The sequence below is a fragment of the Glycocaulis albus genome (assembly GCF_014639075.1).
In the GTDB taxonomy this organism is placed as follows: domain Bacteria; phylum Pseudomonadota; class Alphaproteobacteria; order Caulobacterales; family Maricaulaceae; genus Glycocaulis; species Glycocaulis albus.
In genome coordinates this window covers 40596-57219 of sequence record NZ_BMFS01000009.1, presented here as the reverse complement: position 1 = coordinate 57219, position 16624 = coordinate 40596, and the positions used below count along the sequence as shown (strand labels likewise).

General features: G+C 63.2%; 14 protein-coding genes. 5 read left to right on the top strand and 9 right to left on the bottom strand.

Annotation, left to right across the window (positions count from 1 at the left end; all coding sequences use genetic code 11):
- Positions 1-6: 6 nt before the first annotated feature.
- The 8 genes from gspD to IEV75_RS10290 form a co-directional block, all read right to left on the bottom strand.
- The gene (gene gspD, locus IEV75_RS10325) at positions 7-1935 is read right to left on the bottom strand and encodes a type II secretion system secretin GspD (protein WP_188452483.1); all 1929 of its coding nucleotides are present in this window, start codon (positions 1933-1935) and stop codon (positions 7-9) included.
- A complete protein-coding gene (locus IEV75_RS10320; RefSeq protein WP_188452482.1) occupies positions 1932-2693 on the bottom strand; it encodes a type II secretion system protein N in 762 nt (253 codons plus the stop codon). The genes gspD and IEV75_RS10320 overlap by 4 nt, the downstream gene beginning before the upstream one ends.
- A 213-nt stretch (positions 2694-2906) precedes the next feature.
- Positions 2907-5489 (bottom strand): TonB-dependent receptor domain-containing protein, encoded by a 2583-nt coding sequence (locus IEV75_RS10315; protein ID WP_233351834.1) that lies wholly within the window; start codon positions 5487-5489, stop codon positions 2907-2909.
- An 80-nt stretch (positions 5490-5569) separates the two neighbouring features.
- The gene (locus IEV75_RS10310) at positions 5570-8338 is read right to left on the bottom strand and encodes a beta-helix domain-containing protein (RefSeq protein WP_188452481.1); all 2769 of its coding nucleotides are present in this window, start codon (positions 8336-8338) and stop codon (positions 5570-5572) included.
- Between the two features lie 233 nt (positions 8339-8571).
- Complete coding sequence (locus IEV75_RS10305) at positions 8572-9117, bottom strand: HAAS signaling domain-containing protein (protein ID WP_188452480.1); 546 nt, start codon at positions 9115-9117, stop codon at positions 8572-8574.
- On the bottom strand, positions 9080-9463 hold the full coding sequence (locus IEV75_RS10300; protein WP_188452479.1) for a PadR family transcriptional regulator: 384 nt from the start codon (positions 9461-9463) through the stop codon (positions 9080-9082). The genes IEV75_RS10305 and IEV75_RS10300 overlap by 38 nt, the downstream gene beginning before the upstream one ends.
- 55 nt (positions 9464-9518) lie before the next feature.
- Complete coding sequence (locus tag IEV75_RS10295; RefSeq protein WP_188452478.1) at positions 9519-9995, bottom strand: prepilin peptidase; 477 nt, start codon at positions 9993-9995, stop codon at positions 9519-9521.
- Between the two features lie 89 nt (positions 9996-10084).
- Positions 10085-11275, bottom strand: a complete 1191-nt coding sequence (locus IEV75_RS10290; protein ID WP_188452477.1) for an acyl-CoA dehydrogenase — start codon at positions 11273-11275, stop codon at positions 10085-10087.
- Positions 11276-11415: 140 nt separating this feature from the next.
- On the opposite strand from IEV75_RS10290, the gene IEV75_RS10285 reads away from it, so the two are divergent.
- From IEV75_RS10285 to IEV75_RS10265, 5 genes are read left to right on the top strand one after another with little or no spacing between them, the layout of a single operon-like run.
- The gene (locus IEV75_RS10285) at positions 11416-12693 is read left to right on the top strand and encodes a 3-isopropylmalate dehydratase large subunit (RefSeq protein ID WP_233351833.1); all 1278 of its coding nucleotides are present in this window, start codon (positions 11416-11418) and stop codon (positions 12691-12693) included.
- The gene (locus IEV75_RS10280; protein WP_188452475.1) at positions 12690-13187 is read left to right on the top strand and encodes a LeuD/DmdB family oxidoreductase small subunit; all 498 of its coding nucleotides are present in this window, start codon (positions 12690-12692) and stop codon (positions 13185-13187) included. Before IEV75_RS10285 ends, IEV75_RS10280 begins: the two co-directional genes overlap by 4 nt.
- Positions 13184-14071, top strand: a complete 888-nt coding sequence (locus IEV75_RS10275; protein ID WP_188452474.1) for an isocitrate lyase/PEP mutase family protein — start codon at positions 13184-13186, stop codon at positions 14069-14071. The genes IEV75_RS10280 and IEV75_RS10275 overlap by 4 nt, the downstream gene beginning before the upstream one ends.
- The gene (locus IEV75_RS10270) at positions 14071-15018 is read left to right on the top strand and encodes a polysaccharide deacetylase family protein (RefSeq protein WP_188452561.1); all 948 of its coding nucleotides are present in this window, start codon (positions 14071-14073) and stop codon (positions 15016-15018) included. Before IEV75_RS10275 ends, IEV75_RS10270 begins: the two co-directional genes overlap by 1 nt.
- Positions 15002-15916: a polysaccharide deacetylase family protein gene (locus IEV75_RS10265; protein ID WP_233351832.1), complete on the top strand. Its 915-nt coding sequence runs from the start codon at positions 15002-15004 to the stop codon at positions 15914-15916. Before IEV75_RS10270 ends, IEV75_RS10265 begins: the two co-directional genes overlap by 17 nt.
- Here IEV75_RS10265 and IEV75_RS10260 read toward each other — a convergent pair.
- On the bottom strand, positions 15913-16605 hold the full coding sequence (locus tag IEV75_RS10260) for an isochorismatase family protein (RefSeq protein WP_233351831.1): 693 nt from the start codon (positions 16603-16605) through the stop codon (positions 15913-15915). The genes IEV75_RS10265 and IEV75_RS10260 overlap by 4 nt on opposite strands.
- Positions 16606-16624 lie beyond the last annotated feature (19 nt).

Below are 16624 nucleotides of genomic sequence, written 5' to 3'. Positions count from 1 at the left end.
CTGCCGCTACTGACCTCCGCTTTCGGCAGGGGGCGCGTCCATCATCATGTGCACCAGGTCTTCAAGGCTGGACCCGCGCCCGTCAGTGGCGCGGCGCTGTTCGGCCGACGCGGTGGCATAGGCATCCAGCGCCAGGGCCCGCATGTCTGCCGCATTGCGCACGATGACCGGACGGATAAAGACGACGAGATTGGTACGCCGGTCCGAGCGGGCCTCATTGCGGAAGGCACGGCCCAGAACCGGTATCCGCCTAAGGCCCGGCACGCCGCTATCGCTGATCTGCTCATCGCGTTCAATCAGGCCGCCGAGCACGATGATCTCGCCATTATCGGCCAGAACGGTCGTTTCAATGGCGCGGTTATTGGTCACCAGCTCGGCAAAGGTCTGGCTGACGGGTCCGGCCACCGATGACACTTCCTGACGCAGGTGCAGGCGGATCGTGTCGCCATCGGAGATCTGCGGCTGGACGCGCAGCTGCACGCCGACATCCTGGCGCTCGATCGTGCGGAACGGGTTGGAGTTGTTGGCGCCCAGCACCTCGCCGGTCGTGATCGGAATCTGCTGGCCGACAATGATGGAGGCCTCCTCATTGTCGAGCGTAAGGATGGACGGCTTGGACAGGATGTTAGAGCCGGTATCGGCTTCCAGCGCATTGAGGATCGCGCCGAAGATGGCGCCGTTGGAGTTCTGTCCGCCCACCCCGATAAGCGCGCCGCTGGAGCGCAGAAGCGACTGGATCGCGGCTTCACGCAATGTTTCCGACGCCTCATCATCGCCGCGCGCCGTCAGCCCGCCGGTGACAGCCAGAATATCCGGTGATGCGCCATAACGCGTGGCAAGGAAGGGAGTCGCGCTGCCTTCATTGCCCGAGAGCAGCAATTGCAGGCCCAGATCACGTGCAGCCTGATCGGATATCTCGACAATGATGGCTTCCACCAGCACTTGCGGCCGGCGCACATCGAGCTGGCGGATCACCAGTTCCAGCTCGCGAAGCTGGTCGGGGTCGGCATTGACCACAATGGTATTGGTAGGTGCGTGATGGGCAATGGAGGCCCGGCGCGCCGTGCTGCCTTCGCTGTCAGCGGGCGTGAGGCTGACCGAAACCTGCTCCAGTATCGGCAATAGCGCTGCGCCATCAGCATGGCTCAGCGCAATCACCCGGAAGCTCTGGTTGGAGCGGCTGACCGCATCCACCCGGCGTGCCAGCGCGATGATATCGCGCACGGCGCTGGCTTCGCCGCGGATCAACAGCGTGTTGGATGCCGGAACGGGCGCAATATTGAAGGCGTAGCGGCGATTATCCTCACCCTGGAAGGCCGGCTGGCGCAGGCGCTCGATAATGCGGGCCATCTCGTCTGCCGACACGTTTTGCAGCTCGACCATCTCGATGACGGTATTGTCGCGGTCCAGAGCGCGCAGCGCCTGCTCGATAGCGGCTATATTTGATGCATAATCAACAATGACGACGGAGTTGCCGCTTTCCAGTGCCATGATAGTGCCAACCGCGCTTACCATGGAGGCAAGGGTGCGCACCGCCTCGCGCGCGCTGGCCGACTGGAGCCGCACGACCGACGTGCTGAACAGTCCATCATCTGCGCCAAGGGGCGCTCCTGACCGCGCGCCCTCGCGCTCGGCCCGGATCTGGTAGACGCCTGGCGCCGTGGGAACCGCACTGAAGCCATGAACCCGCAATGTCGCCAGAAAGACCTGGAACGCCTCCTCGCGCGTAACCGGGCCTTGCGAGGTAATGGTGACCACGCCGCGTATCTGCGGATCGACCACGAAAGTATAGCCGGTCAGCGCGGCCATATCCTCGATGAAGGCCGTCATGTCGGCATTGCGGAAATTGAGCGTCGTGCGTTCACTCTCCTGCGCGGCGCAAACGCCGGACAAAAGGATCAGGGACGCCAGGATGGCGGCAATACGGACAATCATGGGGCTGACCTTGTTTGCAGGGATAGCCGCTCGCCAGCACGTTCGAGCGACAGGCTGGCAGGCAGGAAGCCGTCTGCCAGGCGGGCGGAAAGCGCGGACACCCGCTCAGGGGTCAGCGTCTCGCCATCGACCGTGGCGATAATGTCGCCGGACTGTAATCCGAGAGCGGCGAGTGCAGGCGGAACGGTTTCGATACGAAGACCCTCACCGCCGGACTGGAGCGGATGGGGGGCAAGCTGGACACCGGCCAGCGCGACCGGTTGCAGAGGTTCGGCTGGCGCCGTGCGCCGGGCGCGGGCGCGCTCCGTAAGATAAAGCACCTCGCGGCTGCCATTACGGCTGATGACGACCCTGTCATCGTGAACCGCCTCCAGCCTTACGCCGTCCTGGAGATCAGTGCCGACGCCGTAACTGCGCTGTCCGCCAGCGCCCGCCTCGATAATGGCGCTGCCGTCTTGTGGCGTGGCGCCGGTCCGCACACCGAACAACGAAAATCCCAGCCGGGTCTCGGGCAGTATCTCTACATTTTGCCTGACAGAGACAGCGCCCGCCCGAAAAAGTCCGGCAGCCGAGCCGGGAGCCACGCCTTCGGCGCGGCCGGCCCCGCGCATTGCTGTGTTGTCTGACGGACTGGGCAAAACGGTAGTGTAGCTGCCATAGACGAGCGTCCAGACCAGCGAAGCGGCGAGCGCTCCGGCCAGCGCCACAAGGGCAAGTTCAAGCGCCAGCACAATGGCTGGCACGGCGCGGCCGGCCAAACCGGGAAGGCTCCTGGACATGGCGCGCTGGTCGGCTTGGCTGGGCCGGGAACTGGTCATTGGCTCACGTTATCCACCCGCTTTTGGTCAAGCCGTGTAACGCAAGTTCGTGACAGTCTTGCAAAGCCATATACTGGTTATGGCAGTATGCTGAGAATCGAAAACGCCCGGAGCCAAGGCTCCGGGCGTTTCCAGTCTCGGGTTAGACGCCCTCTAGAAGCTGGCCGACAGGCTCAGCGAGAAGGTGCGGCCGCGATCATAGGTGTTGAACTCGGTCTCGCCGATCGTCTCGTTGCGCTGGTACTCGCGGTGCTGCTCGTCCAGCAGGTTGCGGCCCGATAAGCCCAGCGAGAATTCCCGGCCCATCGCCTGGAAGCGGCGGCGGTACTGGAAGTCCAGCTGGACACCAGGTTCATCGATAACGTCCGGGAGCACGCCCGACGGCGAGTTGAAGCCGCGCTGGAGAATGCGCTCATCCACCCAGTTCACCAGAAGGGTGAACTGGTCATTGTCCCCTTCCCAGCCGAACTGTGCGTTGATGATATTCTCCGGCGTGCCCTGAAGGTTCGAACCGTCAAGGTTGAAGAAGGACGCATCACGCAAGGTGCCGCTGATCGGGTCAAGCACCTGCGTGCCGGCCGGAGCGATGATCTCCGACCGGGTGTAGGTGTAGTTGACCGCAAAGCGCCAGTCGCGCTCGCGGAACCAGCCAATATCCAGCGGGAACTGGAAGTACTGGCGGTATTCCAGCTCGATACCCTGCAGCTCGGCCTTCGGCGAGTTCAGGAAGGTCGTTTCCGACACGAAAGAGGCGGTCTCGAACTGGACCTCCTCGATCGGGTTGAGGATTTCCTTGTAGAACACGGCTGCCGTGACGAACTGATCGCGGCCCAGATAGTATTCCAGACGCGCGTCGTAATTGGTCAGCTCGGAGTCGACCAGGCCGTCAAACCCGCGGAAACTGCGCTGGCTTTCCGGATCGAAGAAGCCGGAATTGGCAAACTCGCGGAATTGCGGACGCGCAATCGTTTGCGAGTAGCCAAGACGCAGCTGCAGGTCGTTGGCGAAATTCCACGTGACCGTGGCTGCCGGCAGCACATAATCATTGTCCAGCACCGCTCCCCGGCCAAGCTGGCCGAACCGGCTGAAGGTCTGGACGGTCTGTACCGCATCTTCGTACCGTACGCCCACGGTGGCGCGGATGAAGCTGGTGATATCCAGATCCGCCTGGGCAAACACCGAATCCACATCCAGCTCACCCGTATAGTTGGACTGGGTGTTCTGGACCTCGGTCAGCTGGAAGCGCGACGGGCCGATATTGTCCGGCGAGAACAGGAAGTCCGGACGGGCAATCTGCACATCAGCGGGGAGCGAGTTACCGCCCGCCATGCGGAAGAACAACGTAGTATATTCCCGCTCGGTACGTGTCGTGTCACCACCAACCATCAGGACCAGCTCGCGCGAGCCCGGCAGGTTGAAGGTGTAGAGCAGTTCACCGCCCAGGTTGGTCAGGTCATCGGTGAGATCGGTGAACTGGATTTCGTAGCGCGCCGCCGAAGTGAAGGCGATATCGCCATTGGCCTGCTCCAGACGGGTCAGCTCCTGGAGGAACGGAGTCTGACGTGTCGCCTGCGCAACAGAGCCGCGCCAGCGCGCCTCCAGATTGCCGAAGCTGTGATCGCCCGTTAGCTGGAACATGGCCAGTTCGCGTTCAAACCAGCCCGTGCTCTCGCGATAGATCGGACGGCCGCCCTGGGCATTGAAGTCCTCACCGCGGGTCAGCTGCGTGTCCTTGCGCGTGGAGTGCACGTAGAACAGCGTAGCTCCCAGCGCATGATCACCACGTTCGGCCGAGAGAGAGACGAGCGAATTGGCTGTCGCCTCGTAGGAGGTGAGGTTCGAGGTCAGATCCGTGCCGAGAATGTCACCGCGCACACGCTGCCGCTGGGCATTCTCGATACTCCAGCCGGCATCGAAGCCCGCCGCGCCCACCAGGCCCATGTCGAACCCGCCAAGCATGAACGAGTAGCCACCATTGCCCGACACCGAGTAATCGGGGTGCAGGTCCATGGACTGAACGACCAGCAGGTTGGGTATCACCACGCTTTCGCTGACCGCTTCAAGCTCTGCCGGGCTCAGGCTGCCCAGCGTCTGGTTGTTGCGCAGCACTTCCGCCAGCGGGCCTGGAATGTCACGGACCCGGTCGGAGAAACCACGCCAATCGGCGTTGGAGCCGCGATGAGTAAGGCCGTTTTCACCCGTGGTTACGGTGTTATAGCCAATGCTGCCGGAGACGTTGAAGAAGGGTTCAACCGGACGGCGCAGCGTGCGCAGGGTGATGAGGCCACCGCCGAACTCGCCGCCATAATTCGCCGAATAGGTTTTCTGGACGTCGACACCATCGAGCACTTCGGACGGGAAGAGATCGAGCGGAACAATGCGGCGAAGCGGTTCCGGGCTCGGAAGCGGAGAGCCGTTCAGAAGCGCTGCTGCATAACGGTCGCCAAGACCGCGCACATAGGCGAAGCGGCCGCCGACAATGCTCAGACCGCTGAGGCGCGTCAGAGCGACGGCAGCGTTGGAATCGCCGGAACGCTCCAGGTCTTCGGCCGATACAAAGCTGGCTACCTGCGCCGTGCGACGCTGAGGCTCGGGAATAAACTGGCCGCGCACCGAGATGGTCTCGACGGGTTCGGAGGCGGTTGACGCCTCCTCGGCCTGGCGGGCAAGGGCAGACGGGGCCAGAAGGGCCGAGCTCGTCAGCAGTGCCGCGCTGAACAGGTAAAGCGGTTTCATGGGTTCGCAACCTTCACTGTATGGATTGGAGGGCAGGCAGGGACGCGCCGGGCGATGCCCGGCGCGTCGGATGCTCTGGCCTAGCAGGTGCTTCCGGCTTCCAGACCGCAGGTCCAGTCAGCCCACCAGCGATCACTGGAGTCACGTACCGCGCCGATATAGTCGACATCGTCGAAGTACGGATCGAGCGTGGTGACGTCGAATGCCTGACGGGCATTCTCGTTGGCACCATTCACGAAGGTGTTGGTCAGCGTGCTGGCCGTACCCGTGGTGTTATTGGAGCCGCCCGAAACCGCCGCCGAAGCCGCCGCATCGTCCGAACCGGCAACCGTCAGGCCGCCTGCACAGTCGAACAGCACCGAGTCAAAGCTCGGATCGGTGCCGACGCCCTGGTAACCAGCCACGCCGTTACCGGCAGAGCTTTCCCAGCGCATGCACGCCTGGCCATAGCTGACCACGCCATTCACATAGCGGCCAACAGTGCCCGTGTTCAGGCGGAAGGCGTTGGTACGGTTACCAATGAAGGTGAAGTTGGAGAAAGTGGCGTTGGACAGCGGGGTTACACCCGGGGCCGAGCTGGAGGCTTCGACGATATTGTCGCCGCCGCCGGCACGCTGAATGCCCAGCAGGAACTGCACATTGCCGTTCCAGCCATTATCGGTGTCGAAAGAGTCGTCGTCGGCGCCCGTCACGACCAGGTATTTGCCGTTCACCGTGCCGCCGAACCATTCGATGCCATCGTCAGAACCATTGTGGACCTGGATGTACTCGAAGGTGGTGCCACGGCCAACGCCGCCCAGCGTGATGCCGTTCAGCTCGTTACCCGGCGCGATTTCAAAGCCCGCGAACTTCACTTGCACGAAGGTCAGGGAGCCTGAGCTGTCGTCTTCCTCGATACCGCCATACAGGCCGTCCGGATTGGTCACACCCTCGATCAGGTTTTCACAATCGATGGTGCCCGGCGCAGCCGCGTCGCGGCAGCGATTGGTCGGCGCACGGCCCAGGATCACAAGACCACCCCACTCGCCGATCGCGGTTTCGCGATTACCGGTGTTGGTGATGTCGTTTTCCGACGTCATGATAATCGGATTCTGACGCGTGCCGTTGGCGAAGATCTGCGAGCCACGGTTGATGAGCAGGTAATCGGCACCCGAACGGCCGTAGAGTGTTACGCCCGACTCGATGGTGATCGAGGCAGCAACGCCGCCAGCGGCATTGCCATCCGCACCAACATCGCGGCCAATCCGGACATCGCCTTCCAGCTCATAGATGTTGCCGCGGGTCAGACGAATATCGTCTTCAACAACGCCCGTCAGACGGCAGACATTCTGTCCGTTACGCTGAGCGCCGGTATCGGTCGTGCCAATCGGGCAGTCAGGTTCCGGGAAGAGGCCGAAGGTCCAGCCAGCCGCCCAGTTATTGGTCTCGGTTTCAGTTGCACTGAACGCGCCAATATAGTCAGCGTCCTCAAAGAAGCTGTCGAGGGTCGTGACGTCGAACGCATCGACACCCTGCTCGACCGGGCCCGGGAAGAGACGCGAAGCCAGCGAGCTTTCCTGCTGGGTGTTGTTCGGATCAGCTGCCACGGCAGCCGCAGCGGCCGCTGCGTCGGAACCGGCCAGCGTGAGGCCGCCTTCGCAGTCGAACAGCACCGAGTTGAAGCTCGGGTCAACGCCAACGCCCTGATAGCCGGCCGTGCCGTTACCCGCAGAGCCTTCCCAGCGCATGCAGGCCTGCCCGTAGTCAACGACGCCATTGACATACCGGCCGACCGTACCCGTGTTCAGGCGGAAGGCGTTGGTGCGGTTACCCACAAAGGTGAAATTGGCAAACGTGGCGTTCGACAGCGGGGTGACGCCCGGCGCCGAGCTGGAGGCCTCGACGATATTGTCGCCGCCATTCTCGCGCTGGATGACAGCCACGAACTGGTTGAAGCCATTATAGCCATTGTCGGTGTCGAGCGAGTCATCGTCGGCACCGGTTACGACCAGGTAGCGGCCATTCACCGTGCCGCCAAACCACTCGATACCATCGTCGGAACCATTATGGACCTGGATGTATTCGAAGGTGGTGCCGGAGCCGACGCCAGCGAGCGTGATGCCGTTCAGCTCATTACCCGGCGCGATCTCAAAGCCCGCAAACAGAACGCGTACGTAACGCATGATGCCGGAATTGTCCTGCGGGTTGTTGCCGCCGTAGAGAGCGTCGGGGTTGGATACCCCTTCAACGAGGTTTTCGCAGTCCACCGTGCCCGGCGTCGCCGCGTCACGGCAGCGATTGATCGGCGCGCGGCCCAGAACGACGATGCCGCCCCATTCACCGATATTGTCACCGCCAAAGTCCTGCGGGTTCGCCGCACGGCGGATCAGGTCTTCATCCGAGGTCATGGTGATCGGCGAGGCTGCCGTGCCGTTGGCCTCGATCTGCGAGCCGCGGTTGATGACCAGATAGTCCGCGCCGCCCTGACCGAAAATGGTCACACCCGGCTCGATGGTGAGGCGGGCAGACACACCGCCTGCGGCGTTGCCGTCAGCACCGACATCAATACCGACATTCACGCGGCCATCGATGCGGTAGGCGATACCGTCGACGAAGGGGAGGGTCAGATTGTTCAGGATGTCGCCGGAGAGCACGCAGGCAGTCAGGCCGCCCACGTCACCACCGGTAGTGAAGCCGCTCGGGCAGGTGGCACCGCCACCGCCACCGCCACCGCCACCACCGCCACCGCCGCCACCGCCTGGCGGGGTGCCGGGATTGGTCGCGCCGGGCGACGAAATATTGGAGCCCTGACCGCACGATGCGGCAGCCAGGCCGAGCGCAAATATGGCTGCGTATTTCTTCAACGACATGATCGTCCCCTCTGCGGGCGCACGGAGCGCGCGCCGTCTGCAAATGTTTCAGCTCGCAGCGAGATGGGTGTGTAGCCATCTCGACGGGGTATCCTGTTATACAAGATTCATGTCAGGCCGGTGACATGCATTACAAGTTTCTGGAATCGGGAAAATCTGGCGGACATGCTTGTCATCGTGTGCCCACACGCCGTGCCCGGCAGTCAAGAATATCGAATAGGCGAATCAGGTGTTTAGTGAATGGCCAGTCCGCGCGGTGAGCGGAACTCACGCCAGGCGGCGCGTATCATCGCAGATCCACTGGCGCCGGCGAGAAGGCCTGTGATCGCCGCCAGAGGCAGAAACCAGGGCCCGGCCAGATCGGTCAGGAGCGACACCATGTCTGGATTGGCCGCCCCGACAAAAACATTCCCTGTGCTGGCATTTAGCCAGATGCTGACGAGGGTGGGCTCTGCCAGTTCGGCCAGCAACAAGGTCACCGAAATGATGGTGCAGACCCACAACAGGCAGGCGCCGACAAGCATCGTGGCCGGCAATAGAGGCACTATGCGTTCTCCGGCCGGCCGGCCGGCATGTCCGGTTGCAGCCATGTAGCTGCGGGCCAGCGCACGCGGTGGTCCCATGAGGCGCAGAGCCTCGGCTTCGCCCAGCAGCGCGCAGCGTTCGGCCAGATGGCTATGGGTTTCGGCCAGTATGTCATCGCGCTCATGCGCAGAAAGCCTGGTCAGCGCACGCGCGAGTTCACGAAGATAGGTCTCTATCTGGGGCGTTGAGTTCACCGGCCTGTCCCGCAAGTCTATCCAACTGCGAGCGAAACTCTGTCCATGCCTGGCTCATGGCCGACACGGCGAGTTTTCCCTCAGCCGTGAGGCTATAATATTTGCGTGGCGGTCCTGTGACACTCGGCTGCCAGCGGGCATGAATCCGGCCCTCCAGCTGCAATCTTTTCAACAGCGGGTAAATTGTACCGTCAGATATGCCGAGCCCCTGAGCTCCTGACAGAGCATCCAGCAGCTCGATTCCATACATTTCCTTGCGGGCCAACAGGCTCAGAACGGCAAATTCCGCCGCGCCCTTGCGCAGCTGTGCTTTCCAGCCCCCGATATCCAGTTGCTCTGACGTCATCGCGAGATGATTACTGTGTTCGCTGCGCGTTGTCTCGCCTTGATGCGTCTGTGGCCTACAGCCAAAGCCCCGCCCGCAGCACCAGCCAGGCCACGGCTATTCCGGCTGCCAGGAACGGGCCGAAAGGAATTGCCGAATCGGGGCCGATTTCCCGGTCCCCCGCCAGTCTCAGCGCCATGACCCAGACCAGGCCGGCAATACTGGCAACCAGAAGAATGACGGGAAGGAGCGCGGCCCCGCACCAGGCTCCCCCCACCGCGAGAAGCTTTGCATCACCCCGGCCCAGCCCATCGCGGCCGCGCGCCGCCCGATATGCCAGTTCCAGTGCGACTAGGCCGGCATATCCGATAACGGCGCCTGCCAGATGCCAGGGAACGGGGTCACCCAGCCACCAGGCCGCCAACAGGCCGGCCGGGATCAAGGGCAGGGTGAGCCAGTCCGGCAGGCGGAAGCTGCGGATATCGACGATGGACAGCGCCAGAAGGCCCGCCAGCAATACCGCTCCGGCAATAATCGTCTCAACAGGCCACATGTCTCACCGCCCGGATCCTGCCGGGGCGCGACCCGGCGACCGCGGCGAACTACAGGAAAAACCTGTCCCGGGCTATCATCGCAACAGCTTCAAAAAGCGCTGTGTCCGGTGATTGCCCGGCCGAGAATGAGGGCATGCACATCGTGTGCGCCCTCATACGTGTTGACTGTCTCCAGATTCATCACATGACGCATGACATGCATTTCGCCCGTAATTCCGGCACCGCCATGCATGTCGCGCGCCTCGCGGGCAATGGCGAGGGCCTTGCCGCAATTATTGCGCTTCATCATGGAAATGGCCTCGGGCACCCATGCGCCACTATCGAGCTGCCGGCCCAGCGCCAGTGCGCCCTCAAGACCGAGATAGATTTCAGTCTGCATGTCGGCGAGCTTCTTCTGGACGAGCTGGCGCGAGGATAGCGGCCGGCCAAAGAGCATGCGTTCGCCGGTATAGTCCCGCGCTGCCTGGAAGCAGAACTCGGCCGCGCCCATGGCGCCCCAGGCGATGCCGTAGCGCGCCTTGTTCAGGCAGGAGAAAGGCCCGCGCAGCCCCTTCACACCGGGAAGGATATTGGCCTCCGGCACGAACACATCATCCAGCCCGATATCGCCCGTGATGGATGCACGCAAGGAGAGCTTGTCGGTGATCTTGCTGGCGGTAAAGCCGGCAAAATCGCGCTCCACGATGAAGCCGCGGATCGTGTCGTCCAGCTTCGCCCAGACGATGGCGAGATCGGATACGGGGCTGTTGGTGATCCAGTACTTCGAGCCATTCAGCCGGTAACCGCCCTCTACCGCTACGGCCTTCGTCTTCATCGACGCGGGGTCCGACCCGCCATCAGCTTCGGTCAGACCAAAGCAGCCGATCAACTCGCCCGTTGCCATTTTCGGCAGGAATTTCGCTTTCTGCTCATCTGAGCCGAAGGCATAGATCGGATACATGGCCAGCGAGGACTGCACGCTCATCGCCGAGCGATATCCCGAATCCACCGCCTCGATCTCGCGCGCGATCAGACCATAGGCGACATGGCTGGCTTCAGAGCCGCCATAGGCCTCGGGCAGCATGGCGCCGAGAAAGCCCATCTCGCCCATTTCGGTCATGATGGCGGAATCAAAACTGCCCGCCTCGAAGGCTTCCACAACGCGCGGCAACAAGGCCTCGCGGGCATAGCTGCGCGCTGCATCGCGTACCATGCGCTCCTCGCCGGTCAGGCGCTCATCCATGCCAAGCGGATCATCCCAGCGGAACGTGCGCGGTGAGGAAGTGGAGCCATCAGCCATTTCGGGAGACCTTTTTAAGCAGGGTGGGGCTTGCACCTTGGCAGGCGCTGCGATTTAAATGATATAAGACTATATCTTTTAAGCGGGCAAGCATCACGCTGCACGCTGGCAGACCGGCGAGGCCTTACATGGCGCGGGGCATGACCCTGGTTGAAAAAATCATCGCCCGGGCCGCGGACCGAAAGTCGGTCCGGGCCGGTGAGATCGTGACCGTGGGTATTGATCTGGCCTTTGCCCATGACAGCTCTGGCCCCAGACGCTGGGCGCCGATGCTGGAAGAGCTCGGTGTGGGCCTGTGGGACCCGGACCGGGTCGCCATCGTGTCCGATCACTATGTTCCGGCCGTTGACGCTGAAAGCGCCGCCATCCTGAAATTCACCCGCGATTTCGCGGCCGCACACGGTGTGAAGAACTTCTTCGACATGGTGGGCATCTGCCACCTCGTCCTGCCCGAACACGGTTTGATACGCCCCGGCGCGGTCATAGCGGGCGGTGACAGCCACACACCGATGGCGGGCGCGTTCGGGACATATGCGGCGGGCTATGGGGCCACCGACATGGCCGCCATCGTCGCAACCGGGCGAACATGGGTCAGCGTGCCGGAGACCATCCGTGTGGAATGGAGGGGCGCGTTCGCCGACGGCGTCGCCGCCAAGGACGTGATGCTCTTCCTGTGCAAGGAGCTGGGCCTCGATAACGCTTTCAACGCGGTCGAATACGCCGGACCGACCGTGGAGGCGATGGGCATGGCCGAGCGCATGGTCCTGTGCAACATGGCCGCCGAGCTGGGCTGCGAGACTGGAGTCGTCGCGCCCGATGGCGTGACCTTTGACTATCTGCGCGAGATTGGCGCGCCTGTGGAAGATGAGGCGGCGGCGCTTGCTCTCGCCTCCGACGCGGATGCCCGCTACGCGACGCGCCACACATTTGATGCCGGCGCGCTGGAGCCGCAAATCGCCGCGCCGCACAGCCCTGACCGGACCTTGCCCGTTTCCGGCCATCAGGGTGTAAAGATCGACCAAGCCTATATCGGGGCCTGCGTAGGCGCGAAGATCGAGGATCTGCGGATGGCGGCGCGGGTTCTCAAAGGGCGCAGGGTCGCCCCCGGCACCCGTTTGCTGATAGCGCCGGCCTCCGCGCGCACCACCCAAGAAGCCAGCGCAGACGGCACGCTCCACACGCTGACCGAGGCCGGGGCCATCCTGCTGCCGTCCGGGTGCGGCGCGTGTGCGGGCATGGGCGCGGGCCTGCTCGCTGAAGGCGAGACGTGCATCTCGTCGACCAACCGCAATTTCAAGGGCCGCATGGGCGCAAAGTCCGCCAATGTCTATCTGGGCTCGCCCTACTCGGTGGCCGCAGCGGCGGTCGCCGGCCACATCACCGATCCGCGCCCCATGCTGGAAGGGACAGCGCCATGAGCGGCAAGGCCTTCGTATTCGGCGACAATATCGATACCGATGTCATGGCACCGGGCTATCTGATGAAGCTGCCGCCAGAGGAACTGGCCAGCCACTGCCTCAGCGCCATTGATCCTGATTTCGCCCGCACGGTGCAGCCGGGCGATTTCGTGGTGGGCGGGCAAAGCTTTGGCATCGGCTCCTCACGTGAGCAGGCAGCCGTGTCACTGAAACTGCTGGGGGTGAAAGCGGTGATCGCCCGGTCGTTTGCGCGGATTTTCTGGCGTAACGCGATCAATCTGGGGCTCATCTGCATCAGGCTGGACGAGGCGCGCTATATCGCGCCCGGGGACCGGCTGTCGCTCGACCTGCAGGTCGGCACGCTGTTCAACCACACGCAGGACCGGCGTTACAGCTTTGACCCGCTGCCGGGACATCTTACCGGCATGATTGCCGATGGCGGGTTGATACCTCACCTCAAAAAGCGCCTCGCGGCGAAGGGAGACCTTGCATGAGCCTCATCCTGAAAGACAGGCTCGCCAGCGGCCCTGCCCTTCTGGCGCCGGGCGTCTATGACGCCCTCTCTGCCCTCCTGGCCGAGCAGGCGGGGTTCGAGGCGGTATATCTGTCAGGGGCGTCGGTCGCCTATACCCAGCTTGGGCGGCCCGATATCGGCCTTGTCAGCCTGGACCATCTGGCCGACGTGACCCGGCGTATCACCGAGCGGGTCAGCCTGCCCCTGATCGTTGATGCCGATACCGGCTTTGGCAATGCGCTGAACGTGCAACGCACCGTGCGAATGCTGGAGCGGGCGGGCGCCTCAGCCATCCAGGTGGAAGACCAGACCTTCCCCAAGCGCTGCGGCCATCTGCGCGGCAAGGGCGTTATTCCGGCCGCAGAGATGGCCAGCAAGATCCGGGCGGCGACAGATGCGCGCCAGTCGGCCAACACGCTCATCATTGCGCGCACGGACGCCATCGCCGTTGAAGGCTTTGACGCCGCCATGGACCGCGCAGAAGCCTTCCTCGAAGCCGGGGCGGACATGCTCTTCATCGAGGCACCGCGCGATCTGGACCAGATGCGTCAGGCTGCGAAGCGTTTTGCTGCCCGCGCGCCGCTACTGGCCAATATGGTGGAAGGCGGCGACACACCGCTCAGCAATGTCGAGGCGCTGTCAGAGCTGGGCTACCGGCTGGTGATCTCGCCCGGAGCGCTGGTGCGTGCCCTTATCCCGGCGGCAGAAGCCTTCTTCGCCACGCTGAAGGCCGATGGGTCCACGGGTGCCTTTCGCGACCGAATGACCGACCTTGCGGGCGTCAATGCCCGCATAGGACTGGACGACATGCTGGCGACCGGTCAGCGTTACGAAGCTCCGCCAGCAGGAGACAATCAGGCATGATGACCGCCGATCCGAACCTGTACGACTATTGGCCCTACCGGGACCGGCCAAAGATTGTATGGCCCGGCGAGAAGAAGCTCGCCTTCTGGATCGCACCCAATATCGAGTTCTACGAGTTCGACCCGCCGGTGAACCCGAAGCGTCCCGGCTGGCCACGCCCGGCACCGGACGTGGTCGGCTATTCCCAGCGTGACTGGGGCAATAGGGTTGGCCATTGGCGGCTCATGGAGCTGATGGATAAATACGCGCTTCGCGGCTCCGTCTCGCTCAATGTCGCGCTGTGCCAGCATCACCCGGAAATCATCGAGGCGTGCGTGGCGCGTGACTGGGAATTTTTCAGCCACGGCATCTACAATACGCGCTATTCCTACGAGATGGACGAGGCGCAGGAGCGGGCCGTCATCGAGGACTCCATCCGCACCGTGCAGGACGCCACAGGCCAGCGCATACGCGGCTATCTGGCTCCTGCCCTGACCCATACACCGCGCACGATGGACCTGATCGCGGAGTACGATTTCTGGTACACGTGCGACCTCTTCCAGGATGACCAGCCCCAGCCGCTTAAAACGCGCTCGGGCAAGCTTGTCTCCATGCCCTACTCGCTGGAGGTCAATGACGTCATCACCTATGGCGCGCTAGCGATGACGCCCACACGCTACGCCGACGTGCTCAAACGCCATTTCGACCAGCTTCTCGCCGAAGGCGCCCAGAGCGGCACCGTCATGTGCATTCCGCTGCACGCCTATCTCGTCTCCCAGCCGCACCGGATCGGCCCGTTCGAGGAGGCTCTGAAGTATATCGCCGCACACAAGGACGAGGTGTGGTTTGCCACCGCCGCCGAGATCGCCGGGCATTTCCGCGAGAACTACTGGGATCAGAGCCTCGCCGACATCGAGGCCAGGGGCTGCAAACGCGCCGGAACGGGATTTGATGATGCCGCTGCCTGAAAACCACCTGCACTACCCGCACCGCCGCCACGGTATGGATCAGAGCCTGTATGACTGGCGTCCGTCTGGCGAACGCACACCCATCAACTGGCCAGGCGGCAAGGCGCTGGCAGCGATGATCGTGGTGCCGGTCGAGTGGCACCGGCTGAGCCCGCAAGGCAAGCCATTCCGTCATCCCGGCGCGATGGTGACGCCGTGGCCGGATTTGCGCCACTACACGACCCGCGATTATGGCAACCGGGTGGGCGTTTTCCGGCTTCTCGACGCGCTTGCAGCAGCAGGCGTGAAAGCGACCTTCCCGGTCAACGCCACCCTTCTGGAGCGCGCGCAGCCGCTGATCGAGGCCATAACGGACGCGGACCACGAAATCGCCGCTTACGGCCTGGAAGCGGACCGCATTCACTGGAGCGGTCTCGAAGCCGGCGAGGAGGAGCGCTGGATCGGCGAGACCCGCGAGGCGTTCGCCAATGCCGGCCTCAACCCGCGTGTCTGGATGAGCCCCGCGCGGCAGCAATCCTTCAACACACTGAAACTGATCGCTGAGCACGGCTTCGATGTCTGCCTGGACTGGGAGCAGGACAGCGTGCCGGTGCCTATGCGTACGCCGTCCGGCGAGGTAACCGCCGTGCCGCTCTACAACGAGCTCGATGACCGCACGCTGCTTGTTGATCGCCGTCAGAGCGAGGATGAGTGGGCGGACCAGATCCTGGAAGCCGCCCGCCTGATGATTTCAGAAACGCCGCGCACCGGAGGGCAGGTGCTGTCCTTTTCGCTCACACCCTATGTCAGCGGACAGCCCTTCCGCATGCATGCAGTGCGGCGCGTACTGGAAGCACTAGCCGGGAATGATGGTGTGTGGAGCGCCTCAGCCAGCGAGATCGCCAGCGCGGCTCGCTAGCGCGACGCCAGCCAGTCCATCACCTCCTGCGCGGATACGACATCGGCGTATTTGAGCTGGAGATCGGTGAGGTTGGCGTAGTGATAGCTCTCGTGCTTGTCGGCCACGCACTCCTCGGCAACGATGGTACGGTAGCCATGGCTGAGACTGTCTACAGCCGTCGCCCGGACGCAGCCTGATGTGGATCCGCCCGTTACCAGCACCGTATCCACCTTGTGCCAGACCAGATAGCTTGCCAGCGGCGTCTCGAAGAAGGCCGACGGCATGCGTTTGGTGAAGACAAGGTCGCGAGCCTCGTCGATCTCGCAGCGCGGGTCGAATTGGTGGCGCTCGCTGTCATAGCGGATATTCTGCAGGCTGTCGGGCGTATCGGTCCGTGTGCCCCACACGCCCGCGTCACCGGAATCCGGCTTGTAGGCCACGTGGCTCCAGATGACGGGCATGTCCTTCTGCCTAGCCAGCTGGCTGATCCGGTTCACGAACCCGATCTGATCGGGATGCGTGACATAGGCCGTCTTCGGAAACAGGTCGGGACGGGTATAGGCCTGCTGAAAATCGACATTCACCACCGCCAGCTTCTCGCCGAAACCGAACCGGGCGCGCGCAGGGTTGGCCTTGACGGCCTCGAACAGCTCCCGCGCCGTCTTGTCCTCGCGGATCATGGTGGGCTGGAATGCGAGATCGGCCATATGTCAAATCCTCTCAGAG